The organism is Limimaricola soesokkakensis (assembly GCF_900172345.1).
GTDB lineage: Bacteria > Pseudomonadota > Alphaproteobacteria > Rhodobacterales > Rhodobacteraceae > Limimaricola > Limimaricola soesokkakensis.
In genome coordinates, this window is record NZ_FWFY01000003.1 from 426,744 (window position 1) to 453,352 (window position 26,609).

Below are 26,609 nucleotides of genomic sequence, written 5' to 3' on the forward strand. Positions count from 1 at the left end.
GACCTCACCTGCTCGCGCGGCCCAGTAGCTTTGAGGCCACCCAAGGGAGCGACGCGTGCCGATCTTTCAGGTCAAGGGACTTCGAATCCTGTTCGTGCATATCCCGAAAACCGGCGGCTCCTCGGTCTCGCGCTGGCTCGGGGATGCGGGCGCCGAGGCGTTCCGAATTCCGACGCGCACCGCCCTGCCATGTCCGCCGCAGCACTTCCACGCCGAACTGCTGGGTGCGTTGTTTCCCGGATCAGGGTGGTTCGACTATGCCTTCGCGATCACCCGCCACCCGGAGGCGCGGATGATCAGCGAGTATGTCTGGCGCAGGTCCGGCGGGCGAAAGCTGCGCCAATGGGGCGGGTTGCGCCGTTCGGCCGTCGCCGAGGTATCGCCCGAGACACGCGGTCGCGACTTTTCGCGCTGGCTGCGTCAGAACCTGCGGGCGGTCGAGCAGAACCCCTATCACCTGAGCAATCACCTTCGCCCGCAGGTCGAGTTCACCGCTCTGCCGGGGCTTGAGATCTTCCGCTTCGAGGATGGGATGGAGCCGGTCTTCGCCCGGCTGTCGGAAGTGACCGGCATAAACTCGCCACAAGATCTGCCGCGGGAGAAGGCGACCGGCGGGCTGGAGGTGCCGCTGCAGGCCGGAGACCGGGCGCGGATCGAGATGCGATACGCGATGGATTACGACCGGTTCGGTTATGGCCGCGGTGGGGTGGGCGGCAATTAGGCCCGCTCGGATCGACCCTTCGGGTACCGGTCACGCGCATTTTTCCAGTAAGGTTTCGCACTAAAGCCTGTCGAGCCGCATGCGCCATCGTGTGGCCATCGTGTGCCGCGCGTCTGGAAACCCTGACACCGCACGCCAATGCGGCAGCCGGGCCGATCAAGCGCTCAATTCGTGACGCGCCACCTTCATCACGAAGCTACCCGGACGGGGAAGTGTGCTCTCTTTGCAGTGGCTTCAGCCGTGTCACAAAGGCTCCGCCCACGGTCCGACCCCGTGGAGACGTTATTCAGCCAAAGCGTGCGGGGGACTCCCCTGCCAGTCGCGTGACCGAACACGGAACGCCCGGAGCCGGGCATCGGGGGCGCGTTGTGTGCCATTCACGCACAACTCCCTGAAACATGATGCGTGACGCACCGTAAATCTCCGTGATTTGCCAGATCGCCGTCACCACATAATATGATGAAAGAAAAAGATTCGCCTGTGGGGGACGGGACCGCGCGACCGAGACGCGCCAACGGACGAGAGAATGGGCCGATGGATGTATTTACCCGCTACGCCGAAAGCTATGCGAACTCCCGAACCGAGGAGCTGACACTGCAGGAATACCTCCTGCGATGCCGGGAGGATCCATCGGTGCGTGCCACCGCTGCGGAGCGGATGATGCGCGCCATAGGCGAGCCCGAACTCGTAGATACGAGCCATGACCAGCGGCTCGGACGGATCTTCCTCAACCGCACCGTCAAGATCTACCGCGCCTTCGAAAGCCTCTATGGCAACGAGGAGGTGGTCGAACGGATCGTCGGTTTCTTCCGCCATGCGAGCCAAGGCCTCGAGGAGCGCAAGCAGATCCTGTACCTGCTGGGCCCGGTGGGCGGCGGCAAGTCCACCATCGCCGAGATCCTCAAGGCGTTGATGGAAAAGGAGCCGATCTACGTCCTCAAGGCCGGCGACCAGATCAGCCCGGTCTTCGAAAGCCCGCTGGGTCTGTTCGACCGTGAGCGTTTCGGCGATCTTCTGGAGGACAAGTACGACATTCCGCGCAGGCTTCTGACCGGGCTGATCAGCCCTTGGGCGGTGAAGCGGCTCGAGGAGTTCGGCGGCGACATCTCGCGCTTTTCGGTGGTGCGGATGCAGCCGTCGCGGCTTCGGCAGATCGGCGTCACCAAGACCGAGCCGGGCGACGAGAACAACCAGGACGTCTCGGCGCTGGTCGGCAAGCTCGACATCCGCAAGCTCGAGCATATGGGCCAGGACGACCCCGACGCCTACAGCTATTCGGGTGGTCTCAACCGCACCACGCAGGGCCTTCTCGAATTCGTCGAGATGTTCAAGGCGCCGATCAAGGTGCTGCACCCGCTGCTCACCGCGACTCAGGAGGGCAGCTATACCGGCACCGAGAACATCGGCGCCATGCCCTATCAGGGCCTGATCATCGCCCATTCGAACGAGGCCGAGTGGCGCCAGTTCAAGAACAACCGCAACAACGAGGCCTTCCTCGACCGGATCTCGGTGGTGAAGATCCCCTATTGCCTGCGCGCCACCGAAGAGGCGCGGATCTACGAGAAGCTTCTGCGCGAAAGCTCGCTCGCCGAGGCGCCCTGCGCCCCCGAGACGCTGCCGATCCTGGCGCGGTTCTCGGTGCTCACCCGGCTGCAGGAGCACGAGAACTCGACGATCTATTCCAAGCTGCGGACCTATGACGGGGAGACGCTCAAGCACACCGATCCCAAGGCGCGGAGTCTTCAGGAATACCGCGACGCCGCGGGTGCCGACGAAGGCATGACCGGCGTCTCGACCCGCTTCGCCTTCAAGGTGCTGGCCGAGACGATCAACCACGACGTGGACGAGGTCGGCGCCGACCCGGTGCACCTGATGTACGTGCTCGAACAGGCGGTGCGGCGCGAGCAGTTCACGGAGGAGACCGAGGCGCGCTATCTCGACTTCCTGAAATCCGAGCTGGCACCGCGCTATGCGGAGTTCATCGGCGAGGAGATCCAGAAGGCCTATCTCGAAAGCTATTCCGATTACGGCCAGAACCTGTTCGACCGCTACATCGCCTATGCGGATGCTTGGATCGAGGATCAGGACTACAAGGATCCCGACACCGGGCAGATGTTCGACCGCGACGTGCTCGAGGCCGAATTGGCCAAGATCGAGAAGCCCGCGGGCGTGTCCAACCCCAAGGATTTCCGCAACGAGGTGGTCAAGTTCGTGCTGCGCGCACGGGCCGAAAACGAGGGCCGCAATCCCGATTGGCGCGGCTACGAGAAGCTGCGCCGGGTGATTGAGAAGCGGATGTTCTCAAGGGTCGAGGACCTGCTGCCGGTGGTCAGCTTCGGCGCCAAGCGCGACAAGGACACGGATGCGAAACATGCCGAGTTCGTGGAGCGGATGGGCGAGCGGGGCTACACGCCGCGCCAGGTCAGGAGGCTCGTCGAATGGTACATGCGGGTGAACAAGGCCGGATGAGAAAGGGGCGGGCATGACGCATTTCATCGACCGCCGTCTCAACCCCAAGGGCCGCAGCACTCCCAACCGCCGTCGCTTCATCGGCCGCATCAAGGCGCATGTGCGCGAGGCGGTCGATGCCAGCGTGCGCAAGCGCGGCATCACCGACATGGAAGCCGGCACCGACGTCGCGGTGCCGCGTGACAGCTTGAGCGAGCCGAGCTTTCGCCATGCCTCGAAGGGCGGCACGCGCGAGGGCGTGCTGCCGGGCAACCGGGAGTTTCAGGCCGGTGACGAGATCCCACGCCCGCAGCAGGGCGGCGGCGGGGCGGGGCGCAAGGGGGCGCCGGATGGCGAGGGCGAGGATGATTTCGTCTTCGCCCTGTCGCGCGACGAGTTTCTCGACATCTTCTTCGAGGACCTCGAACTCCCCGACATGATCAAGCGCAGCCTTGCCGGCAGTTCGGTGGCCCGGCCGCGCCGGGCCGGGCTCTCGGTCACCGGCGCGCCGGCCAATCTCAATGTCGGGCGCACCATGCGCCGCGCCATGGGGCGCCGCATCGCCCTGCGCCGCCCCTCCGACGCGAAGCTCGAGGAGTTGCGAGAGCGGCTTTTCGCGCTCGAGGCGGTGTTCGAGCCTGACGCGGCGCAGCGCGCCGAGATCATGCGCCTTCAGTCCGAGATCGAGGCCCTGACCGCGCATCGCAAGCGGGTGCCCTATCTCGATCCGCTCGACCTGCGCTACAGCCACTTCGAGCCGCAGCCGGAGCCGCGCGCGCAGGCGGTGATGTTCTGCCTGATGGACGTCTCGGCTTCCATGGGCGCGCGCGAAAAGGATCTCGCCAAGCGGTTCTTCGTGCTGCTGCACCTGTTTCTCACGCGGCGCTACGAGACGGTGGATCTGGTCTTCATCCGGCACACCCATCTCGCCTCGGAGGTCGATGAGCAGACCTTCTTCTATTCGCGCGAGAGCGGCGGCACCATGGTCTCGACCGCGCTGGCTGAAATGAACCGGGTGCAGTCCGAGCGCTACCCGGCCTCGGAATGGAACATCTACGCGGCGCAGGCCTCGGATGGCGACAATTACCAGGGCGACAGCCGCGACTGCCAGATCTGGCTCGAAAGCGAGCTTTTGAAGATCTGCCAGCACTTCGCCTATGTCGAGATCATCGGCGAGGCCGAGGCGAGGATCCTGCGCGACGCCGCGCGCGGCACCGAGCTGTGGATGGCCTATCGCGAGGTGGCCGAGCGCTGGCCCAACTTCGCGATGCGCCGGGTCGCCGGTCCGGCCGACATTTATCCCGTGTTCCGCGATCTCTTTGCCCGCCGCACGGAGGCCGCCCATGGCTGATCTTCTGTTCGACGGGCCGGACTGGAATTTCGACACGCTCAGGCGCACCACTGAGGCGATCGAGCAGATCGCGCGCGAGGATCTCGGTCTCGACGTCTATCCCAACCAGATCGAGATCATTTCGACCGAGCAGATGCTCGACGCTTATTCCGCCACGGGCATGCCGCTGATGTATCGCCACTGGTCCTTCGGCAAGCAGTTCATTCACCACGAACGGCTCTACTCCAAGGGCGTGCAGGGGCTGGCCTACGAGATCGTCATCAACTCGGATCCCTGCATCTGCTACTGCCTCGAAGAAAACACCATGCCGATGCAGGCGCTGGTGATCGCCCACGCCGCTTTCGGTCACAACCACTTCTTCAAGTCGAACCATCTGTTCCGGCAATGGACCGATCCGCGCGGGATCCTCGACTATCTCGATTACGCCCGCAATTTCCTCGGCCGGTGCGAGGAGCGGCACGGGCCGGGCCGGGTGGAGCGAACGCTCGACGCCGCGCATGCGCTGATGAGCGCCTCGGTGTTCCGCCATCGCCGCCCGGCACAGCCCTCGCTCAGGGCCGAGGCCGAGCGTGCCGAGCGGCGCATCGAGGAGGATGAACGCGCAGCGCATTACCTGTGGAGTCGGCTCGAACGGGAGCGGCGGCCGCATGATCACGAGAACGCCGCGGCCGAACGGCGCCGCATGCTGGGCCTGCCGGAAGAGAACCTGATCTACTTTCTCGAACGGCACAGCCCGGTGCTCGAACCCTGGCAGCGGCAGGTGCTGCGGATCGTGCGCAACCTCGCGCAGTACTTCTACCCGCAGCGCCAGACACAGGTGATGAACGAGGGCTGCGCCTGCTTCGTGCATTTCCACATCCTCAACAAGCTGCACGAGCAGGGCCGGATCGGCGACGGCGCGATGCTCGAGATCCTGCACAGCCATTCCAGCGTGCTGTTCCAGCCCGGTTACGACCATCCGGGCTATGGCGGCATCAACCCCTACGCGCTGGGCTTCGCGATGATGCGCGACGTTCAGCGGATCTGCGAGGCCCCCGAGCCCGAAGATCGCGAGTGGTTTCCCTCGATCGCCGGCTGCGGCGACTGGCGCGGCGTGCTCAAGGAAGCCTGGGCCAATTTCCGGGACGAGAGCTTCATCCAGCAGTTCCTGAGCCCGAAGGTGATGCGCGACCTGCGGCTCTTCGCGCTGCGCGACGCCGAGGCCGAGGATACGCTGAAGGTCACGGCGATCCATGACGAGGCGGGCTACCGGGCGCTGCGCGACACGCTGGCGCGCGGCTACGACCTGTCGAACCGCTCGCCCGATATCGAGGTGATCGACGCCGACCTCGCCGGCGACCGGGTGCTGCGGCTGCGCCACGTGCTGCGCAACGAGGTGCCGCTCGATCCGCGCGAGCGCGAGGCGACGCTCGCCTGCCTGCGCGAGCTCTGGGGCTACGAGGTGGAGATCGACGAGATGACCGGCTGAGCCACCCGGATGCATGCTTCAAGCAAAGATATTTTAAGCTTGAAATGAATCGGGACGCATCCTAGCCTCTCCGCAACAGCTCGGGGAGGGGCCATGAGGATCGCGTGCATCGGGGGAGGACCGGCGGGGCTCTACTTTGCCATATCGGCCAAGCTGCGCGACGCGTCGCACGAAGTGGTGGTGATCGAGCGCAACCGCCCCGACGACACTTTTGGCTGGGGCGTGGTGCTGTCGGACGAGACGCTCGACAACCTCGCCGCCAATGATGCGGTTTCGGCCGAGGCGATCCGTGCGCATTTCGCCTATTGGGACGATGTGGCGGTGGTGAAGGGCGGCGAGCGCATCGTCTCCACCGGGCACGGCTTTTGCGGCATCGGCCGCAAGCGGCTGTTGCTGCTGTTGCAGGACCGGGCGCGCGAGCTGGGCGTCGAGCTGCGTTTCGAGACCGAGGTGGGGTCCGCCTCCGACTACGCCGCCGATTACGATCTCGTCGTCGCGGCCGACGGGCTCAACTCCAAGACCCGCAACGAATTCGAAGAGGTCTTTCGCCCCGAGATCGACCGTCGCCGCTGCCATTTCACATGGCTCGGCACGACCCAGACCTTCGCTGACGCCTTTACCTTCATCTTCGAGAAGACCGAGCATGGCTGGGTCTGGGCGCATGCCTACCAGTTCGAGCCGGGTACCGCGACATTCATCGTAGAATGCGCGCCAGAGACCTTCCGCGCCTGGGGCTTCGACAAGATGAGCCAGGAAGAGTCGATCGCCGTCTGCGAGAAGATCTTCCGCGATCACCTGGGTGGCCATCCCCTGATGTCAAATGCGCGCCACATCCGCGGCTCGGCCTGGATCAACTTCCCCCGCGTGTTGTGCGAACGCTGGTACACTGACAACATCGTGCTTCTGGGCGATGCCGCTGCTACCGCGCATTTCTCGATCGGCTCCGGGACCAAGCTGGCGCTCGAATCCGCGATCGCGCTCGCGGACGAGATTGCCGCCGCGCCTGACCTCGCCACCGCCTTCGAAAGCTATGAGGAGGCGCGCCGCATCGAGGTGCTGCGGCTGCAATCGGCGGCGCGCAACTCGATGGAGTGGTTCGAGGAGGTCGGCCGTTATCTCGATCTCGATCCGGTGCAGTTCAACTACTCGCTGCTGACCCGCAGCCAACGGATCAGCCACGAGAACCTGCGCCTGCGCGACCCCGAATGGCTGAAGGGCGCCGAGCGCTGGTTCCAGAGCCGCGCCGGGTTGCCTGAGGACGCGCCCGTGCGCGCGCCGATGTTCGCGCCCTACAGGCTGCGTGGCATGGAGCTGAAGAACCGCATCGTCGTCTCGCCCATGGCGCAGTACAAGGCGGTTAATGGCTGTCCGACCGACTGGCATCTCGTGCATCTGGGCGAGCGCGCCAAGGGCGGGGCGGGGCTGGTCTATACCGAGATGACCTGCGTGTCGGCGCAAGGCCGGATCACGCCCGGCTGCCCCGGCCTCTACGCCCCGGAGCACGAGGCGGCGTGGTCGCGGATCGTCGATTTCATGCATGCCGAGACGGATGCGAAGTTCTGCTGCCAGATCGGCCATTCGGGGCGCAAGGGCTCGACCCAGCTTGGCTGGGAGGAGATGGATGCGCCGCTGAAGGAGGGCAACTGGGAGACCATCTCGGCGAGCCCGATCCCGTGGTCGGACAACAACCCGGCGCCGCGCGAAATGACACGCGACGACATGGACGAGGTGACGGCGCAGTTCGTGGCCTCGACCGAGATGGCCGCGCGCTCGGGTTTCGACATGATCGAACTGCACGCCGCGCATGGCTACCTCATCTCCTCCTTCATCTCACCGATGTCGAACCGGCGGAGCGACGAATATGGTGGGTCGCTGGAAAACCGGCTGCGCTGGCCCTTGGAAGTGTTCCGCGCGATGCGCGCGGCATGGCCCGCCGACAAGCCGATGTCGGTGCGCATCTCGGCCAACGACTGGGTCGGCGATCACGGCGTGACGCCCGACGAGGCGGTCGAGATCGCTCGCGCCTTCCACGATGCCGGCGCCGACCTGATCGACGTCTCGGCCGGGCAGACCAGCATCGAGGCACGGCCGGTCTATGGCCGGATGTTCCAGACGCCGTTCTCGGACCGCATCCGCAACGAGGCTGGCATCGCGACCATGGCGGTGGGCAACATCTACGAGGCCGATCACGTCAACTCGATCCTGATGGCGGGGCGCGCCGATCTGGTTGCCATCGCCCGGCCGCATCTCGCCGATCCCTACTGGACGCTACACACTGCGACTGCGATCGGCGATCGGCACGAGACGTGGCCCGATCCTTATTTACCGGGCCGCGACCAGGCCTGGCGGCTCGCCGACAGGGCCGAGCAGATGGTGGAGAAGGTCTGATGCGGCTTGCGGGACACCACGCGTTGGTCACCGGCGGCGGCACCGGGGTAGGGCGCGCCATCGCGCTCGCGCTGGCCGCCGAAGGGGCGCGCGTCACGATCACCGGGCGGCGCGAGGCGCCGCTTGCGGAGACCGCCGGGGGGCAGGCGGAGATGGGATGGATCTCGGGGGACGTGACGCGCGCCGGGGAGGTGGTGCGCGTTGTGGAGCAAGCGACGCGAGAGCGCGGCCCCGTGACCATCGCCATCGCCAACGCCGGCGCGGCCGAGAGCAAGCCGTTTGCTAAGACCACGGCGCAGGACCTCGACGCGATGCTTTCGGTCAATCTGCACGGTGTGTTCAACCTGTGGCAGGCGGTGCTGCCGGGGATGCGCGAGGCGGGCCGGGGACGGCTCATCGCCATCGCCTCGACCGCGGGGCTGAAGGGTTATGGCTACGTTTCCGGCTATGTCGCGGCCAAGCACGCAGTGGTCGGCCTCACCCGGTCGTTGGCGCTGGAGCTGGCGCGGACGCCGATCACCGTGAATGCGATCTGCCCCGGATTCGCCGAGACGCCGATGCTCGAGGAGAGCATCGAGAACATCATGGCCAAGACCGGCCGGAGCCGCGAAGAGGCGGCAAAGGCGCTGGCCTCCGGCAACCCGCAGGGCCGCTTCGTGCAGCCAGAGGAGGTGGCCGACGCGGTGCTGTGGCTCTCGGGCGACGGAGCGAGCGCGGTGACCGGGCAGGCGATTTCCGTCTCGGGGGGCGAGGTATGAGCGTGGAAGTGCAGGCCAAGGCGGGCAAGACGCGGCTCAGGCTGTGGCTGAAGCTCCTGAAGACTTCGAACGCGGTCGAGACGGCGCTGCGAGACCGGCTGCGCACCGAGTTCGGCACGACGCTGCCGCGCTTCGACGTAATGGCGGCGCTGGCGCGCAGCCCCGAGGGGCTGAAGATGTCCGAGTTGTCGCGTCGGCTGCGCGTGTCGAACGGCAACGTCACCGGCATCGTCGACCGGCTTGAGGTCGAGGGCCATGCCGAACGCCACGCGGTGGCGGGCGACCGCCGCGCCATGGAGGTGCGACTGACCGGCAAGGGACGCGCGCATTTCGACACGCTTGCGACCGCGCACGAGGCCTGGGTCAACGAATTGATGGGCGCGATCACCGAAGCAGAGGCGGCGCGGATCATGGAGGATCTCGACAGCGTGGCTCGCGATCTGGAGGAGAAACGATGAGCGCCCATTTCAAGCTGGAGCGCGAGGGCGCGGTCGCCGTGGTCCGGCTCGACCGGCCCGAACGCAAGAACCCCTTCACCTTCCAGAGCTACGCCGCGCTGCGCGACTGGTTCAGGGATCTGGTCGAGGAAGAGGAGATCCACGCCGTCGTCATTGCCCCCAATGGCGGCAATTTCAGCTCCGGCGGCGATGTCGAGGATATCATCGGGCCGCTCACAGAACTCGACATGAAGGGGCTTCTGGGCTTCACCCGGATGACCGGCGATCTGGTCAAGGCGATGCTCACCTGCGGCAAGCCGGTGATTGCCGCGGTGGATGGCGTCGCGGTCGGCGCGGGCGCGATTCTTGCCATGGCCTCGGACATCCGGCTCGCCACGCCAGAGGCCAAGACCGCCTTCCTGTTCAATCGTGTCGGCCTCGCGGGCTGCGACATGGGGGCCTGCGCGATGCTGCCCCGGATCATCGGTCAGGGGCGGGCGGCGGAGCTGCTCTATACGGGGCGGGTGATGAGCGCCGATGAGGGCGCCGCTTGGGGCTTCTACAACCGTCTCGTCGGCGGGCACGAGTTGGAGGCCGAGGCGCTGAAGCTGGCGCAGCGGATCGCAGCAGGCCCGCGCTTCGCCAATATGATGACTAAGACCATGCTCCTGCAGGAATGGGACATGGGGCTCGAACGCGCGATCGAGGCCGAGGCGCAGGCGCAGGCGATCTGCATGCAGACCGAGGATTTCCGCCGCGCCTACCGCGCCTTCATGGCACGCGAAAAACCCGTCTTCGAGGGGGACTGACATGGCCGACAAGAGCTTCCTCGACTGGCCCTTCTTCGAGGAGCGGCACCGCGAGCTGTCCGAGGCGCTGGAACACTGGGCCGGACGACGGCTCTCGGGCATCGACCACGCCGACACCGATGCAGCCTGCCGCGATCTGGTGGCGAAGCTCGGGCAGGGCGGCTGGCTGGAGCACGCGGCCTCCGAGGACGGCAAGCTCGACGTGCGCAGCCTGTGCCTGATCCGCGAGACGCTGGCGCGGCATGACGGGCTCGCAGATTTCGCCTTCGCGATGCAGGGGCTGGGCTCGGGCGCGATCTCGTTGTTCGGCTCGGAGGCGCAGAAGGCCGAATGGCTGCCCAAGGTGCGGTCAGGCGCGGCGATCTCGGCCTTCGCGCTGACCGAGCCGCAATCCGGCTCGGACGTGGCCAACCTCGCCATGACGGCACGGCGCGACGCCGACGGCTGGGTGCTCGACGGCGAGAAGACCTGGATCTCGAATGGCGGGATCGCCGATCTCTACGTGGTCTTCGCGCGCACCGGGGAGGGACCGGGCGCCAAGGGGCTGTCGGCCTTCATCGTGCCCGCCGACACGCCGGGACTGCGCGTGGCCGAGCGTCTGGAGACCATCGCGCCGCACCCGCTTGCACGGCTGGCCTTCGAAGGCGTGAGGTTGCCCCAGAGCGCGATCATCGGCGAGCCGGGGCAGGGCTTTCGCATCGCGATGTCGGTCCTCGACGTGTTCCGCTCCACGGTCGCGGCGGCGGCGCTGGGCTTCGCGCGCCGCGCAATGGATGCCAGCCTCGACCGTGCTGCATCGCGCGAGCTGTTCGGCGCGCCGCTGTTCGAGATGCAGATGGTGCAGGGGCATATCGCCGAGATGGCGCTCGACATCGACGCGGCGGCACTGCTGACCTACCGCGCCGCCTGGACCAAGGATAGCGGCGCGCCGCGCGTCAGCCGCGAGGCGGCGATGGCCAAGCTGTTCTCGACCGATCAGGCGCAGAAGATCATCGACGCGGCGGTGCAGATCCACGGCGGCGACGGGGTGCGGTCGGGCTCGGTGCCCGAGACACTCTACCGCGAGATCCGCGCGCTCAGGATCTACGAGGGCGCGAGCGACGTGCAGAAGATCATCATTGCCCGCGCCGCGATGGCCGCGCACGCAGGCTAGGGCAGGGACCGCGCCGCCGGGGAAGGGGAGAGCCCCGGCGTTGCGGATCAGGGGAGGAAAGACAGATGCTGGGACCGACCGCGCATGAGGACAGCTTCTCGCGCGACAACCTGCCGCCGATGGATCAGTGGCCGGAGCTTCTGCTCGACGGCTTCGACTACCCCGAGCGGCTCAACGCCGGGGTCGAGCTGTGCGACCGGCTGGTCGAAAAGGGCTTCGGGGATCATACCGCGCTGATCGGCAATGGCCGCCGCCGCAGCTACAAGGAGCTGATGGACTGGACCAACCGCATCGCGCGGGTGCTGGTCGAGGATTACCACGTGAAGCCCGGCAACCGGGTGCTGATCCGCTCGGCCAATAACCCGGCGATGGTCGCCTGCTGGCTGGCCGCGACCAAGGCGGGGGCGGTGGTGGTCAACACTATGCCGATGCTGCGTGCGGGCGAGCTGTGCAAGATCGTCGACAAGGCCGAGGTCAGCCTCGCGCTGTGCGACACGCGGCTGATGGACGAGATGGTGGCCTGCGCCAAGCAGAGCCCGCATCTGGCCAAGGTCGTGGGTTTTGATGGCACCGCCAACCACGACGCCGAACTCGACCGCGCCGCGCTCGACAAGCCGGTGACCTTCGAGGCGGTGCAGACAGGGCGCGACGACGTGGCACTATTGGGTTTCACCTCCGGCTCGACCGGCGTGCCGAAGGCGACGATGCATTTTCACCGCGACATCCTGATCATCGCGGACGGCTATGCCAGGGAGGTTCTCGGCGTGACGCCGGACGACGTCTTCGTCGGCTCGCCACCCTTGGCCTTCACCTTCGGCCTGGGCGGGCTCGCGGTGTTCCCGCTACGCTTCGGGGCGGCGGCGACGCTTCTGGAGACGGCGTCGCCGCCCAACATGATCGAGATCATCGAGAAGTACCGCGCCACCGTCTGCTTCACCGCCCCCACCGCCTACCGCGCCATGCTGCGCGCGATGGAGGAGGGGGCCGACCTTTCATCGCTGCGCTGCGCCGTCTCGGCGGGCGAGACGCTGCCCGCGCCGGTCTATCACGAGTGGATGGAGAAGACCGGCAAGCCGATGCTCGACGGCATCGGCGCGACCGAGCTTCTGCACATCTTCATCACCAACCGGCTCGACGACAGCCATCCCGGCTGCACTGGGCGGCCGGTCACCGGCTATGTCGCGAAGGTGGTGGATGACCAGATGAACGAGGTGCCAAGCGGCACGGTCGGGCAGCTCGCGGTCAAGGGGCCCACGGGTTGCCGCTACCTCGCCGACGAGCGGCAGCGCGACTATGTCCGTGACGGCTGGAACCTTACCGGAGACGCCTTCGTGCAGGACGAGGACGGGCGTTTCCACTTCGCCGCGCGTTCGGACGACATCATCCTCTCGGCGGGTTACAACATCGCGGCGCCCGAGGTCGAGGCGGCGCTGCTGTCGCATGACGCGGTCGTCGAATGCGCGGTGGTGGCTCATCCCGATCCGGAGCGCGGGCAGGTGGTGCAGGCGCATGTCGTGCTGGCCGAGGGGCAGGAGCCCTGCGAGGCGATGGTCAAGCTGCTGCAGGATCACGTGAAGACGCAGATCGCGCCCTACAAGTATCCGCGCTCCATCGTCTTCCGGGGCGCACTGCCCAAGACGGAGAGCGGCAAGATCCAGAGGTTCCGGCTGCGCGAGGGATCGAAGTGACCGACGATCCCGTCATGCGGTTCGAAGGCAAGATGTCCTACACGGACTATCTGGGCCTCGACGCGGTGCTGACCGCGCAGCATCCGCGCACCCAAGAGCATGACGAGATGCTGTTCATCGTGCAGCATCAGGTGACCGAGCTGTGGATGCGGCTGGCGTTGCACGAGCTGGACGCGGCACGTACCGCCATCGCGGAGGATCGGCTGCGCCCGGCCTTCAAGATGCTGACCCGCGTGGCGCGGATCTTCGAGCAGATGAACGCCGCATGGGACGTGCTCAGGACCATGACGCCGAGCGAATACACCCGCTACCGCGACGCACTGGGGCAGTCCTCGGGCTTCCAGTCCTGGCAGTACCGGCTGATCGAGTTCACGGTGGGCAACCGCAACGAGGCGATGATCGGCCCGCATCAGCATCGTCCCGACATCGTGGAGCGGCTGCGCGCCGAGTTGGCACGGCCGAGCCTCTACGACACCGCCATCGGCTGCCTGGCCCGCGCCGGCTTCGACGTGCCGGAACAGGCCGCGCATCCCGACGACCGCATCATGGCCGCCTGGACGGAGGTCTACCGCGATCCCGAGACGCATTGGCCGCTCTACGAGCTGGCCGAGAAACTCGTCGATTTCGAGGACTACTTCCGCCGCTGGCGCTTCAACCACGTCACCACGGTGGAGCGCGTCATCGGCTTCAAGCGCGGGACAGGGGGCACGGGGGGCGTCAGCTACCTCAAGCGGATGCTCGAAATCGAACTCTTTCCAGAGCTTTGGCACTTGCGTACCAATCTATGACCGGCAGCAAGACCGGCATTCACAGGGAGACGAGAATGACCAGATACCTGACGACGACCGCCTTGGCGCTGTCGATGATCGGCGGTGCGGCGATGGCCGAACCGGTCAAGGTCGGCATGATCACCACGCTCTCGGGCGGTGGCGCCAGCCTCGGCATCGACACCCGCGACGGCTTCATGCTCGCGGTCGAGGAGGCGGGCAACCCGGAGCTGGAGGTCGTCATCGAGGACGACCAGCAAAAGCCCGAGATCGCGGTGCAGCTGTCCGACAAGATGATCCAGTCCGAGGATGTCGACGTGCTGACCGGCATCGTCTGGTCGAACCTCGCCATGGCGGTGGTGCCCGGCGCCACGCGGCAGGGTAAGTTCTACCTGTCGACCAACGCCGCGCCGTCGCAGCTCGCCGGCAAGGGCTGCCACGAGAATTACTTCTCGGTGAGCTACCAGAACGACAACCTGCACGAAGCGGCCGGCGCCTACGCCACCAACGAAGGCTTCGGGACCATGTTCATCATGGCGCCGAACTATCCCGCCGGTCAGGACAGCCTCTCGGGCTTCAAGCGTTTCTACGAGGGCGAGGTTGCGAGCGAGGTCTACACCCAGCTCGGCCAGACCGACTATGCCGCCGAGATCGCGCAGATCCGCGACAGCGGCGCCGACGGGCTGTTCTTCTTCCTGCCGGGCGGCATGGGGATCTCCTTCATGAAGCAATGGGCCGAGGCGGGCATCGACATGCCGGTCGTGGGGCCGGCCTTCTCCTTCAGCCAGGATATCCTGCCCGCCATCGGCGACGCGGCGATCGGGGTGAAGAACACCGCCCAGTGGTCAAAGGACATCGACAACGAGGCCAACGCGCATTTCGTCGAGGCCTTCGAGGCGAAGTACGACCGTCTGCCGTCGCTCTACGCGGCGCAGGGCTACGACACGGCGCGGCTGCTGCTCTCGGCGATGGAGACGGCCGATATCGCGGATGCCGACGCCTTCCGCGAGGCGCTGCGGGCCGCCGATTTCGATAGCGTGCGCGGCGATTTCGCCTTCGGCCCGAACCAGCACCCGGTGCAGGACATCTACGTGCGCGAGGTGATCTCCGAGGACGGCACGCTGACCAACAAGATCGTCGCCACGGCGATGGAGGATCGCGGCGACGCCTACGCCGAAGAGTGCAGCATGTAAGACTCCGCGCGGCGGGCCGTCTCGGCCCGCCGCATCCCTGACGAAAGCGAACCGATGTCGATGTTATTGCTGATCGAGCAGCTGCTGAACGGGCTTCAGTCCGGGTTGATGCTGTTCCTGATGGCCGCCGGTCTCACGCTGGTCTTCGGCGTGATGGGGCTGATCAACCTCGCGCATGGCTCGCTCTACATGGTCGGCGCCTTTGCCTGCGCGGGCGTGGCCGCCGCGACCGGATCGTTCTGGCTCGGCCTCGCCGCCTCGATCGCGGCGGCGGCGGCAGCGGGCGCGATCGTCGAGGTGGCGGTGATCCGCAGGCTCTATGCGCGCGACCATCTCGACCAGGTGCTCGCGACCTTCGCGCTGATCCTGATCTTCTCCGAAGGCACGCGCTGGCTCTATGGCTCGTTCCCGCTCTATCTCAACGTGCCGCCCAGCTTGTCAGGCAGCGTGACCCTGCCGGGCGGCATCCAGTATTCGCTGTTCCGCCTCGCCATCATCGGCGCGGGGCTCGCGGTCGCGGTGGGGCTGTTCCTGCTGATCGGCAAGACCCGGATCGGCGTGCAGGTCCGCGCCGGTGAGGCCGACCGCGAGATGATCGCGGCGCTGGGCGTCGATATCGGCCGCCTCTACACGTTGGTCTTCGCGCTCGGCGCGGCGCTGGCGGGCATGGCGGGCGCGCTGGTGGGCACGATCCAGTCGGTGCAGGTCGGCATGGGCGAGCCGGTGCTGATCCTCGCCTTCGTGGTGATCGTCATCGGCGGCATCGGCTCGATCAAGGGCGCGCTGGTCGGCGCGCTGCTGGTCGGGCTCACCGACACGATGGGCCGGGTGCTGCTGCCATCGATCTTCGATCTCTTCATGGAGACCTCGGCGGCGACGAGCGTCGGCGCGGCGCTGGCCTCGATGGCGATCTACATCCTCATGGCGCTGGTGCTGATCGTGAAGCCCGGCGGGTTGTTCGGAGCGCGGGCATGAGCGCGGCGGAGATCACGGCGGCGCCCACGGGGCGGGGAGGGCGCATGGCACGCGCGCAGATCGTCAACGCCGCGCTGGCGCTCGGGCTGATCGGTTTCGGCGTTGGCGCCTGGGCGATGGGCGAGACCTTCCTCGTGACGCTGGCGACTAAGGTGGCGATCCTCGCCATCGCTGGCGCCGGGCTGAACCTCGTGCTGGGCTTTGGCGGGCTCGTCTCCTTCGGCCACGCCGCCTATTTCGGCTTGGGCGGCTACACCGCAGGCATCCTCGCGCATCACGCGCTGAACTACACGCCGATGTTCGAATGGCCGGTGCTGTTTGAGGGCACTACCTCGATGCCGGTGATCTGGCTTGTGGCCATGGCGGTGGGCGCGCTGGCGGCGGCGGTGATCGGCGCGCTGTCCCTGCGGACCACCGGCGTCTACTTCATCATGATCACGCTCGCTTTCGGGCAGATGATCTTCTACTTCGCCATTTCCTGGCCCGCCTATGGCGGCGAGGACGGGCTGCCGATCTACGTGCGCAACGGCTTTCCGGGGCTGAACACGCTCGATCCGATCCAGTTCTTCGGTCTCGTCGTCGCGTTGCTGCTGGCGGTGCTGGGCCTGATCGCCATGCTGGCGCGCTCGCGCTTCGGCCTCGCTCTTCAGGCCGCACGGCAGAACCGGCAGCGGCTGATGGCGGTGGGCATCCGTCCTGGCGGGGTGCTGCTTGTGGCCTTCGTCATCTCGGGCGCGATCACGGCACTGGCGGGAGCGCTCTATGCCGACCTGAACCGCTTCGTCAGCCCCTCGATGCTGTCATGGCACCTGTCGGGCGAGCTGCTGGTGTTCCTGATCCTCGGCGGCACGGGACGGCTCTTCGCGCCGCTGGCGGGCGCCGGGCTCTACATCGCGCTCGAACACCTGCTGGGCGGGGTCAGCGATCACTGGCAGTTCTTCTTCGGGCTGCTGCTTTTGGGCGTCGTGCTGTTCGCGCGCGGCGGCGTCATCGGCTTCCTCGCGGGGGGCAGGAAACATGGCTGATCCGATCCTCGACATCCGCGGCCTGTCGAAGAGCTTCGGCGCGCTGAAGGCCACCGACGACGTGTCGCTCGACCTGCGCCCAGGCGAGATCCATGCGCTGATCGGGCCGAACGGGGCGGGCAAGTCGACTCTGATCAAGCAGATCTCGGGCGAGATCGCGCCGGATGCGGGCGAGATCCGGCTCGATGGGCGCAGCCTGTCGGGCGTCGACGCGGCCGGGCGGGCGCGGCTGGGCATGGCGCGCAGCTTCCAGGTGTCCTCGGTCGCCGCCGAGTTCACGGTGCTGCAGAACGTGGTCCTTGCGGCGCAGGGCGCATCGGGGGCGACGTTCCGCTTCTTCCGCCCGGTGATGCGCGACTCCGCGCTCCTCGATCCCGCGCGCGACTGCATCGCGCAGGCGGGGCTCACGGGGCGCGAGAACGTGCCCGCGGCTGAGTTGGCGCATGGAGAGCGGCGCAAGCTCGAGATCGCGATGGCGCTGGCGCTCCGGCCGCGGCTGTTTTTGCTCGACGAGCCGATGGCCGGGATGGGCACCGAGGGCGCGCGAGCCCTGGGCGACCTGCTCGACGGGTTGCGCCACCGCGCGCCGATCCTTCTGGTCGAGCATGACATGGATGCGGTGTTCCGGCTCTCGGACCGGGTTTCGGTGCTGGTCTATGGCCGCGTCGTCGCCACCGGCACGCCGGACGAGATCCGCGCCGACCCGGAAGTGCAGCGGGTCTATCTGGGGGAGGAGGCATGAGCGCGCTTCTGGAAGTCGAGGATCTCTGCGCCTCCTACGGTGCGAGCCAGGCGCTGTTCGGCGTCTCCTTCACGCTGAAGGAGGGCTGCGCGCTGGCGCTGATGGGCCGCAACGGCATGGGCAAGACCACCACCATCGCCTGCATCACACGGATGATGGCGGCGAATTCAGGTCGCATCTCCTTCGCCGGGCAGGACCTGTCGCGGCTGCCCTCGCACCGCGCGGCGCGGCTCGGCCTGGGCCTCGTGCCCGAAGGCCGTCGCGCCTTCGCCGGGCTCACGGTGCGGGAAAACCTGATGGCCGCCGCGCGGCGCGGTGAATGGACGATGGCGCGGGTCTGCGCGCTGTTCCCGCGCCTTGCCGAACGGGCCGGGCAGCGCGCCGAGACGCTGTCGGGGGGCGAGCAGCAGATGCTGGTGATCGGCCGGGCGCTGATGACCAACCCGAAGCTTCTGATCCTCGATGAGGCGACCGAAGGGCTGGCCCCGGTGGTGCGGGCCGAAATCTGGGCCGCGATCCGCGAGCTGAAGGCGCAGGGCCAGTCGATCCTCGTGGTCGACAAGTCTCTGCGTGAACTCGCGACGGTGGCCGATGACTGCGTGGTGCTCGAGCGCGGCCGAGATGTCTGGCACGGTTCGCCCGCCGCGCTCTCGGGCGATCTCGCGCAGCAGTATTTGGGGGTGTGAGGCAATGGTCTTTACCACCACGCGCAAGGTGCGGTTCGAGCATTGCGACCCCGCGGGGATCGTCTTCTACCCGCGCTATTTCGAGATGCTGAACGCCTGCATCGAGGACTGGTTCGAGGAGCGTCTCGGCCGCAGCTTCGGGGCGATCCACGTCGATGGCGGCTTTGCCGTGCCGACCGCGCGCTGCGAGGTGCGCTTTACCGCACCGAGCCGGATTGGCGACCCGCTGGAGCTGCGGCTCAGGCCGCTGCGGGTCGGCCGTTCCAGTCTCGATCTGGAGATCGACATCTCCAGCAATGGCGAGGCGCGGCTGCATGCCGATTTCACGCTGGTCCATGTCGCGCAGGCGACGGGGCGGCCGGCGAGCTGGCCCGACGCGCTGCGCGGGCCGATCGAGGACGATATCGCCCGGACGGGCGCGACAGGACAGACCGAAGGAGAGGCCCCGCATGGGACATGAGATCATCCACCCCGAAGGCTGGGCGCCCGCCAAGGGCTATGCGAACGGCGTGATGACGCCCGAGGGCCATCTCTTTGTCGGCGGCCAGATCGGCTGGACCGCGAACCAGGTGTTCGAGACGCACGACTTCATCGGCCAGATGGAACAGGCGCTGCGCAACATCCTCGCGGTGGTCGAGGCGGCGGGCGGCAAGGCCGAGCACATCACCCGGCTGACATGGTTCGTCACCGACAAGAGCGAATATCTCGCGCGGCAAAAGGAGGTGGGGCAGGCCTATCGCCGGGTGCTGGGGCGGCATTTCCCGGCGATGACCATGGTGATCGTCGCGGGCCTCGTCGAGGACGAGGCACTGGTCGAGATCGAGGCGACGGCGGCGATCCCGCGCTAGGCCTCGGGTTCGGGGCGCAGCGGCGTCCGGCCATCGGGCGTCAGCAGCGACACCTCGCGCCCTTCGATCACCGCCGCCGCCAGCGGCCGCCCATAGGCCGCGCCGCCATCGAGATCGACCCGGTTGCCGAAATGGCGCGGACGTTCGAGCGCGGTGTGGCCATGCACCACCAGCGGGCCGTGATCGCGGCCATCCTCGAGCCAGCCCTTGCGGATCCAGACAAGGTCGTCCTCGGTCTGGTCGGCCAGGGCAACGCCGGGGCGGATGCCCGCATGGACGAAGAGCACCTCGCCGCGTGAATGGGTGAGCGGCAGCGCGGCGACAAAGTCGCGATGCGCGCGGGGCACTTTCGCCACGGCCTCGCGGTGCACCTCGTAAAGATCACGTCCCGCCACCGGTGCCACGCCGTAGCTTTCGAGCGTGGTGTCCCCACCTAGCCTCGGGTCGAGCCAGCCGAGATCCTCGCGCAGCCCGGGATCGTGCCAGTCCGGATCGTCGAGGAAGCGATGGAACATCCGGTCGTGATTGCCTAAGAGGACGATCCAAGGCGCGCCGGCCGCGATGCCCTCGATCAGCATCTCGATCACGCCCCGGCTGTCGGGGCCGCGATCGGTGAGATCGCCCAGATGGATCACCGGGCTTTCTCCGTCGCCGGTCCGGTCCCGGTCGGCCGCGATGAGGTCATGCGCCGCGCGGAGTTTCTCCGGGTGGCCGTGGATATCGCCGATGGCGTAGCTGCGTGTGCTCATGGCCGCGAGCCTAACGTCGGGCGCAGCGGTGGCAAGCTCAGCCGGGCAGGGCGGCGCGGTCCAGTGTGACGAGGCGGTCCACCTCCACCTCGTGCGGGCCAGTGATCGCGCCGTCGGGCCATTCGACGGTGACCCGCGCGCGCTTGGCGGCACCCAGCCCGACATGGAGCGGCCCGAGCTGCCCGCCCGCATGGCCGCCGCCGATGGTCCTTTGCAGCGCCTGCCGGCCCGCTTCTGTTTCGACCGTCACCACCGCGCCGATCGCGAACCGGTTGCCGCCCGGTTGGCGCAGATCGAGGCCGAGCCAGTGGCCGGTGCCCTCGCTCACATTGCGCCAGAGCTCCATCGGCGCGCGGCGGTTGAGAACCACGAGATCAAGCCGCCCGTCGCCGTCGAAATCCGCAAGCGCGGCGCCACGCGACCGCTCGGTGGTGGCGATCCCGGCCTCGACCGAAGCCTCGGCGAAGGCTCCGTCGGGTTGCTGCATCAGCAGGTTGTTGGGGTCGCGCATGGCGTTGGAGGGCATCTGGTCGACATTGCCCTTGGCGATGAACAGGTCGGCGCGCCCGTCATTGTCGATATCGCCGAACTCGGCGTGCCAGCCGGTCGAGGGGCGACCGTCATCGCCGATATGCGGACGCTGCGCATAGGAGCCGATCGAAAAGGGCGCGGCGGCATAGCTGCCATCGGGTTGCGCGAGCTGCAGAAGCTGGTCGCCCATGGAAGTGAGCATCACCTCGTCGCGCCCGTCGCCCGTCAGGTCGCGCGAGGCGATGCCCATGCCCCAGAGCGAAACGGTGGGCCAGCCATCGGCCTCGCCCAGAAACCGGCGCGCCTCGATGTCCCACATCTGCTCGAAGCCGCCGCGCACGTAATAGTGCCGGTCGTTGGAGATCCTGAGGGCGCGCCGGCCCCGTGCGTCGCGCGCCGCGAGCATCGACAGCGCGCAGAAGCCGGGGCCGAGTTCCTCGGCGCGCCAGCCATCCTCCCCGGGCCGCAGGATCGCGTTCTCGTCGCAGGCCTCGAAGGGGCCCTCCGGATCCTCGCGATCCACGTAATTGCCGATCGCCATCACCGGGCGCTCATGCGCCTCCCACCATGCGGTGAAGGCGGTGGTCCAGCTATCGCCCGAGGACAGCCCCATGGCCTCGGTCGCATCTTCGAACCGGCAATCGCCCAGGCCCCGCAGCAGCCGGTTCGGGCCGGCGCGCATCACGAAGAGATCGGGGCGGCCATCGGCGTCGGCGTCGAGCGGATAGGCCCCGGTGGTGCCGCGAAGATCGGGCAGGGGCACAGGATCGAAGACGAAATCGCCGCGGTTGCGCATGAGCCGTGCCGGGGTCTCGCCACCAGTGGCGAAGATGTCGGGCCGCGCGTCGCCGTCGCAGTCGAACACCGCGACGCCGCCCCCCACGAAATGCTCCCAGCCGCCCGTATAGACATGGTCTGGAAGCGCCGCCGAGCGGTCCTCGAAGCGCGGTCCGGCCATGACAGGACCTGTCGCGAGCAGGGCGGTCAGCCCGAGCGCCGCGATCCCCGCACGACCGATCTCGGTCCCGGTCCGCCGATCCCGCCGCTTCATGCCGAGCGCGCCTCGGCGAGCACCGTTCCGGTGACGTCGGCCAGCGCCAGCGCGCTCGCGCCGCGGGCCCAGACAAGGTCGCCCCAGGCGTGGATCTCGATCCGGGCCGGGACGCGCCCCTCGACGAGTGTTAGCTCGCGCATCTCCGACAGCACCTCGTCGGCGTAGAGATAGTCGTAGCGCATCCGTTCCCCCGAGAGGATCACCAGCTCCGGGTCGAACAGCTGGATGACGTTGGACAGACCGAGCGCAAGGTAGCGTCCGGCGCGGTTGAAGATCGACCTAGCGGCCCGGTTGCCGCTCTTGGCCTCGGCATAGAGCGCATCGAGCATCACCTGCGGGCTCTGCGGCGACCGGCCCAGCGCCGTGGCCGCTTCGCGGGCCAGAGCGTAATCGGCGATATAGGCCTCGAGGCAGCCACGCTTGCCGCAGCGGCACAGCGCGCCGTCGAGCTGCACCTTGGTGTGGCCCATCTCGAGCCCCATGCCGCGTTCGCCGCGATAGAGGCGGTTGTCGATCACGAGCCCCATGCCGACGCCGTGCTCAATGGTGACCACGGCGAAGTCCGAGCGCTGCCGCCCGACGCCGAACCACAGCTCGGCGAGGGTGAGCATGTTGGCGTCGTTGTCGATCAGCACCGGCAGTCCGAAGCGGCGGCTGGCCTCGGGACCAAGCGGCATGTCCGGGCCCAGATGCGGCGACCAGAGCACGGTGCCGCTTTCGTGGTCGACCATGCCCGAGAGGCCGACGCCCACTGCGAGCAATTCGTCTCGGGGCCGCCCGGCCTGCGCCAGCACTGCCTCGATCAGCGCATCGATCTCGTGGCAGGTCTGGTCGAGCGTGCGGCGGGTGGGCGGGACCGGCCGCGCGGCATCGGCGAGGATGGCGCCGGAGAAATCGACCAGCACGGCGGTGTTGCGCTCGTCGGAGATCTTGATGCCGATGACGAGCCGACCCTCCGAGACCAGCTCGAGCGCCACCGGGGGCCGGCCCCGTGTCGTCGGGGCCGCGCCGGCGCTCTCGACCTCGCGCAGCAGGCCGAGGCCGATCAGCTCCGAGGTCAGGGTGGTGACCGACCCGGCGCTGACGCCGAGGGCGCGGCTGATATCGGCGCGAGCGGTGCGGCCATGGGCGCGGACATGCTCGAGGATCTGCTGCCGCAGCGGTCGTGCCTCGCGCTGCGCGCCGGGCAGCAGCGGTCCGACGCCCTGTTGCGGTTCGGCCACGGTATCGTCCGCCTCCGCCGGTTGTGCGTCGATCATAGTTCGATCCCCGAATTATCTGCAGGCCTCCTCCGGCCGATATTCGCGAATTGCTCGGAATGCGGCGCGCCTGCCATCGATTGTTACCGTCTCGGGGCGGTCCTTGGCAAAATATATTTTGACAAGCGAACTAAATATGCGACTGTGTCGGCCAACCGGTCCCTGGGAGGGGATCGGCATCCCGGTGGGACGGGAGACATGTTTTAGGGAGGATACCCATGCGCAACGCAATTCTGGCCGCCGTCGCCCTGACGGCCGGCTTCAGCACGACCGCGATCGCCGAACAGCACGGCATGACCGTGGGCGTCAGCTGGTCCAACTTTCAGGAAGAGCGCTGGAAGACCGACGAGGCCGCGATCAAGGCCGCGCTCGAAGCCGCCGGCGCCGAATACGTCTCGGCCGACGCGCAGTCCTCCTCCTCGAAGCAGCTCTCCGACGTCGAGAGCCTGATCGCGCAGGGCGTCGACGCGCTGATCATCCTCGCGCAGGACACCCAGGCGATCGGCCCGGCCGTGGACGCCGCCTTCAACGAGGGCATCCCGGTCATCGCCTATGACCGGCTGATCGAGGACGACCGCGCCTTCTACCTGACCTTCGACAACGTCGAGGTTGGCCGGATGCAGGCCCGGGCCGTGCTCGAGGCCGCGCCCGAGGGCAACTACGTGATGATCAAGGGCTCGCCCACCGATCCCAATGCCGACTTCCTGCGCGGTGGCCAGCAGGAGGTGCTGCAGGAGGCGATCGACAGCGGCGCCATCACCATCGTCGGCGAGGCCTATACCGATGGCTGGCTGCCCGCCAACGCGCAGCGCAACATGGAGCAGATCCTGACCGCGCAGGACAACCAAGTTGACGCCGTAGTCGCCTCGAATGACGGCACCGCCGGCGGCGCCGTGGCCGCGCTCACCGCGCAGGGCATGGACGGCATCCCGGTCTCGGGTCAGGACGCCGACCACGCCGCGCTCAACCGCGTCGCGCAGGGCACGCAGACCGTCTCGGTCTGGAAGGACAGCCGCGAACTGGGCCGCGAGGCCGGCGAGATCGCGATCGAGCTGGCCGGCGGCGCCGAGATGAGCGCGATCGAGGGTGCCGAGGAGTGGACCTCGCCCGCGGGCACCACGCTCTGGGCCAAGTTCCTCGACCCGGTCCCGGTGACCATCGAGAACCTCGACGTCGTGGTCGATGCCGGCTGGATCGACCAGGAAACCCTGTGCCAAGGCGTGACCGGCGACGTTCCCGCCTGCGCCGAGTGATACGCGCCGCCCCGACCCGGTGATCCGGGCCGGGGCGTGACGCCCCCCTGACCGCGCGCGCTCCCCCGCGCCGCGCCTCTCCGTCCAGGAGCCCCCACATGTCCGATACCGATACCGTCCCCAACGCCGCCCCCTCGGGGCAGCGGCCCGCGGACAAGGCGCCCGCGCGCTCCTTCCTGAACCAGCTGGAACTCGACCTGCGCCTTCTGGGCATGGTCGGGGCCTTCATCATCGTCTGCGTCGTGTTCAACGTGCTGACCGACGGCCGCTTCCTGACCCCGCGCAACATCTTCAACCTGTCGATCCAGACCGTCTCGGTTGCGATCATGGCGACCGGCATGGTGTTCATCATCGTCACCCGCCACATCGACCTCTCGGTCGGCGCGCTGCTGGCTACCGCTTCCGCCGTCATGGCGATGATGCAGACCCGCTGGTTGCCCGACATGATGGGCCTGCCGCTGGGCCACGCGGCGCTGCCGTGGCTGTCGATCCTCGCGGGGCTGATCACCGGCGCGGTGATCGGCGCGTTCCAAGGCTGGCTCGTGGGCTATCTTACCATTCCCGCCTTCATCGTGACGCTGGGCGGGTTGCTGATCTGGCGCAATGTCGGCTGGTACATCACCTCCGGCCAGACCATCGGCCCGCTCGACGAGACGTTCCAGGCCTTCGGCGGCATCAACGGCACGCTGGGCGCCCAGTGGAGCTGGATCGCCGGCCTTCTCGCCGCCGTCGTCGCGGTGCTGGCGCTGTGGTCGGCGCGGCGCAACAAGATCGGTCACGGCTTTCGGGTCAAGCCGGTCTGGGCCGAGGCGGTGGTCATGGCCATCATCGTCGGCGCGATCCTCGGCTTCGTGGCGATCCTCAACGCCTACGAGATCCCGAGCCGGGTGCTGGCCCGCGACTTCGCCGCGCGCGGCGCGGAGATGCCCGAGGGCTTCACCGCCTCCTACGGCATCCCTTATTCGGTGCTGCTGCTGATCGCGGTGGCGGTGGTGATGACGGTGATCGCCCGCAAGACGCGGCTCGGCCGCTATATCTTCGCCACCGGCGGCAATCCGGACGCGGCGGAGCTGTCGGGCATCAACACGCGGCTGCTCACGGTCAAGGTCTTCGCGATCATGGGCACGCTCGTCGCCATATCGGCCGTGGTCGCCTCGGCGCGCCTGACCAACCACTCCAACGACATCGGCACGCTCGACGAGCTGCGCGTCATCGCCGCGGCGGTGATCGGCGGCACGGCGCTGTCGGGTGGTATCGGCACGATCTACGGCGCCATTCTCGGCGCGCTGATCATGCAGTCGCTGCAATCGGGCATGGCCATGGTCGGCGTCGACGCGCCATTGCAGAACATGGTCGTCGGCACCGTGCTGGTCGCCGCCGTGCTGATCGACATCATCTATCGCCGCCGCGTCGGAGGGAAGTGACATGGACAAGCAATCCGATCCGCACGCCAATGGGGCACCCGATCCGCGCGCCTCTGGCGCGAGCCCCCTCGTCGAACTGAAGGACATCCGCATCGCCTTTGGCGGCGTGCAGGCGGTCGACGGGGTTTCGCTCGACCTCTACCCGGGCGAGGTGGTGGGGCTTCTGGGCCATAACGGCGCCGGCAAGTCGACGCTGATCAAGATCCTCTCGGGCGCCTACAAGGCGGATTCGGGCGAGATCTGGATCAACGGCGAGAAGGCCTCGATCCACAGTCCCCGCGACGCACGGCGCTACAACATCGAGACGATCTACCAGACGCTGGCGCTGGCCGACAATCTCGACGCGGCCTCGAACTTGTTCCTGGGGCGCGAGATCGTCACCAGGATGGGCTTTGTCGACGATGCCAGGCAGGAGGCGGAGACGCGCAAGATCATGGCGAGGCTCAACCCTAATTTCCGCAAGCTCTCGGAGCCGGTTTCGGCGCTGTCGGGCGGTCAGCGGCAGTCGGTGGCGATCGCTCGCGCTGTGTATTTCAACGCCAGGATCCTGATCATGGACGAGCCCACCGCCGCGCTCGGCGTGCACGAGACGGCGATGGTCGCGGATCTGATCAAGGAGCTGAAGGCGCAAGGGTTGGGCATCTTCCTCATCAGCCACGACACACGCGAGATGATGGAATTATGCGACCGGGTCTCGGTGATGAAGAACGGCCAGCTTGTGGGCACCGAGCGGGTCGAGGACGTGACCGAGGACGATATCCTGTCGATGATCATCATGGGCAAGAACCCCAAGCGCGACGCCGCCTGAAGCCGAGCGGAATGCGGCAATGCTCCGGCCGTCCCTCAAGGGGCGGTCGGATTTTCGTTTCTGCAATTGAAACA

Annotated in this window: 24 protein-coding genes; 21 read left to right on the forward strand and 3 right to left on the reverse strand. The window is 67.4% G+C overall.

The genetic code is table 11. The features are described 5' to 3' along the window. The first annotated feature begins 55 nt into the window (after positions 1–55). The 18 genes from LOS8367_RS07435 (at position 56) to LOS8367_RS07520 (ending at position 19,457) form a co-directional block, all read left to right on the forward strand. Positions 56–721, forward strand: coding sequence for a sulfotransferase family 2 domain-containing protein (locus LOS8367_RS07435; RefSeq protein WP_085895838.1), 666 nt, complete (start codon positions 56–58; stop codon positions 719–721). Positions 722–1,255: 534 nt separating this feature from the next. Then, positions 1,256–3,190, forward strand: a complete 1,935-nt coding sequence (locus tag LOS8367_RS07440; protein WP_085895839.1) for a PrkA family serine protein kinase — start codon at positions 1,256–1,258, stop codon at positions 3,188–3,190. A 13-nt stretch (positions 3,191–3,203) separates the two neighbouring features. Next, a complete protein-coding gene (locus LOS8367_RS07445; protein WP_085895840.1) occupies positions 3,204–4,520 on the forward strand; it encodes a YeaH/YhbH family protein in 1,317 nt (438 codons plus the stop codon). Next, a complete protein-coding gene (locus LOS8367_RS07450) occupies positions 4,513–5,988 on the forward strand; it encodes a SpoVR family protein (protein ID WP_085895841.1) in 1,476 nt (491 codons plus the stop codon). The genes LOS8367_RS07445 and LOS8367_RS07450 overlap by 8 nt, the downstream gene beginning before the upstream one ends. 93 nt (positions 5,989–6,081) lie before the next feature. Further along, entirely contained in the window at positions 6,082–8,376 is a 2,295-nt protein-coding gene (locus LOS8367_RS07455) for a bifunctional salicylyl-CoA 5-hydroxylase/oxidoreductase (RefSeq protein ID WP_085895842.1), read from the forward strand. Then, the gene (locus LOS8367_RS07460) at positions 8,376–9,134 is read left to right on the forward strand and encodes an SDR family NAD(P)-dependent oxidoreductase (RefSeq protein ID WP_085895843.1); all 759 of its coding nucleotides are present in this window, start codon (positions 8,376–8,378) and stop codon (positions 9,132–9,134) included. The genes LOS8367_RS07455 and LOS8367_RS07460 overlap by 1 nt, the downstream gene beginning before the upstream one ends. Further along, positions 9,131–9,592 (forward strand): MarR family winged helix-turn-helix transcriptional regulator, encoded by a 462-nt coding sequence (locus LOS8367_RS07465; protein WP_085895844.1) that lies wholly within the window; start codon positions 9,131–9,133, stop codon positions 9,590–9,592. The genes LOS8367_RS07460 and LOS8367_RS07465 overlap by 4 nt, the downstream gene beginning before the upstream one ends. Continuing rightward, on the forward strand, positions 9,589–10,380 hold the full coding sequence (locus LOS8367_RS07470) for an enoyl-CoA hydratase family protein (protein ID WP_085895845.1): 792 nt from the start codon (positions 9,589–9,591) through the stop codon (positions 10,378–10,380). Before LOS8367_RS07465 ends, LOS8367_RS07470 begins: the two co-directional genes overlap by 4 nt. A gap of 1 nt (position 10,381) precedes the next feature. Continuing rightward, on the forward strand, positions 10,382–11,533 hold the full coding sequence (locus LOS8367_RS07475; protein ID WP_085895846.1) for an acyl-CoA dehydrogenase family protein: 1,152 nt from the start codon (positions 10,382–10,384) through the stop codon (positions 11,531–11,533). 65 nt (positions 11,534–11,598) lie between these two features. Beyond that, positions 11,599–13,221 carry an AMP-binding protein gene (locus LOS8367_RS07480; RefSeq protein ID WP_085895847.1) on the forward strand — a complete coding sequence of 541 codons (1,623 nt, stop codon included), beginning with the start codon at positions 11,599–11,601 and terminating at the stop codon, positions 13,219–13,221. A 14-nt stretch (positions 13,222–13,235) separates the two neighbouring features. After that, on the forward strand, positions 13,236–14,009 hold the full coding sequence (gene kynA / locus LOS8367_RS07485; protein WP_085895911.1) for a tryptophan 2,3-dioxygenase: 774 nt from the start codon (positions 13,236–13,238) through the stop codon (positions 14,007–14,009). A gap of 35 nt (positions 14,010–14,044) precedes the next feature. Then, positions 14,045–15,181, forward strand: coding sequence for an ABC transporter substrate-binding protein (locus tag LOS8367_RS07490; protein ID WP_085895848.1), 1,137 nt, complete (start codon positions 14,045–14,047; stop codon positions 15,179–15,181). 54 nt (positions 15,182–15,235) lie between these two features. Beyond that, complete coding sequence (locus LOS8367_RS07495; RefSeq protein WP_085895849.1) at positions 15,236–16,156, forward strand: branched-chain amino acid ABC transporter permease; 921 nt, start codon at positions 15,236–15,238, stop codon at positions 16,154–16,156. Positions 16,157–16,200: 44 nt separating this feature from the next. Then, positions 16,201–17,181: a branched-chain amino acid ABC transporter permease gene (locus LOS8367_RS07500; protein ID WP_085895850.1), complete on the forward strand. Its 981-nt coding sequence runs from the start codon at positions 16,201–16,203 to the stop codon at positions 17,179–17,181. Further along, positions 17,174–17,923 (forward strand): ABC transporter ATP-binding protein, encoded by a 750-nt coding sequence (locus LOS8367_RS07505; RefSeq protein WP_085895851.1) that lies wholly within the window; start codon positions 17,174–17,176, stop codon positions 17,921–17,923. The genes LOS8367_RS07500 and LOS8367_RS07505 overlap by 8 nt, the downstream gene beginning before the upstream one ends. Then, a complete protein-coding gene (locus LOS8367_RS07510) occupies positions 17,920–18,609 on the forward strand; it encodes an ABC transporter ATP-binding protein (protein WP_085895852.1) in 690 nt (229 codons plus the stop codon). Before LOS8367_RS07505 ends, LOS8367_RS07510 begins: the two co-directional genes overlap by 4 nt. A 4-nt stretch (positions 18,610–18,613) precedes the next feature. Continuing rightward, complete coding sequence (locus LOS8367_RS07515; RefSeq protein WP_085895853.1) at positions 18,614–19,069, forward strand: acyl-CoA thioesterase; 456 nt, start codon at positions 18,614–18,616, stop codon at positions 19,067–19,069. Next, entirely contained in the window at positions 19,059–19,457 is a 399-nt protein-coding gene (locus LOS8367_RS07520) for a RidA family protein (RefSeq protein WP_085895854.1), read from the forward strand. Before LOS8367_RS07515 ends, LOS8367_RS07520 begins: the two co-directional genes overlap by 11 nt. On the opposite strand, the gene LOS8367_RS07525 is transcribed toward LOS8367_RS07520, so the two are convergent. The 3 genes from LOS8367_RS07525 to LOS8367_RS07535 form a co-directional block, all read right to left on the reverse strand. Continuing rightward, positions 19,454–20,206 carry a metallophosphoesterase gene (locus LOS8367_RS07525; RefSeq protein ID WP_085895855.1) on the reverse strand — a complete coding sequence of 251 codons (753 nt, stop codon included), beginning with the start codon at positions 20,204–20,206 and terminating at the stop codon, positions 19,454–19,456. The genes LOS8367_RS07520 and LOS8367_RS07525 overlap by 4 nt on opposite strands. A gap of 37 nt (positions 20,207–20,243) precedes the next feature. Then, positions 20,244–21,695: a CRTAC1 family protein gene (locus tag LOS8367_RS07530; RefSeq protein WP_242665533.1), complete on the reverse strand. Its 1,452-nt coding sequence runs from the start codon at positions 21,693–21,695 to the stop codon at positions 20,244–20,246. An 89-nt stretch (positions 21,696–21,784) separates the two neighbouring features. Beyond that, the gene (locus LOS8367_RS07535; RefSeq protein WP_085895857.1) at positions 21,785–23,050 is read right to left on the reverse strand and encodes an ROK family transcriptional regulator; all 1,266 of its coding nucleotides are present in this window, start codon (positions 23,048–23,050) and stop codon (positions 21,785–21,787) included. A gap of 218 nt (positions 23,051–23,268) precedes the next feature. Between LOS8367_RS07535 and xylF the strand changes: the two genes are divergently transcribed. The 3 genes from xylF (at position 23,269) to LOS8367_RS07550 (ending at position 26,535) form a co-directional block, all read left to right on the forward strand. Then, positions 23,269–24,303, forward strand: coding sequence for a D-xylose ABC transporter substrate-binding protein (gene xylF, locus LOS8367_RS07540; RefSeq protein ID WP_207569233.1), 1,035 nt, complete (start codon positions 23,269–23,271; stop codon positions 24,301–24,303). Positions 24,304–24,401: 98 nt separating this feature from the next. Further along, on the forward strand, positions 24,402–25,727 hold the full coding sequence (locus LOS8367_RS07545; protein WP_085895858.1) for a sugar ABC transporter permease: 1,326 nt from the start codon (positions 24,402–24,404) through the stop codon (positions 25,725–25,727). 1 nt (position 25,728) lies between these two features. Then, positions 25,729–26,535: an ATP-binding cassette domain-containing protein gene (locus tag LOS8367_RS07550; protein ID WP_085895859.1), complete on the forward strand. Its 807-nt coding sequence runs from the start codon at positions 25,729–25,731 to the stop codon at positions 26,533–26,535. Positions 26,536–26,609 lie beyond the last annotated feature (74 nt).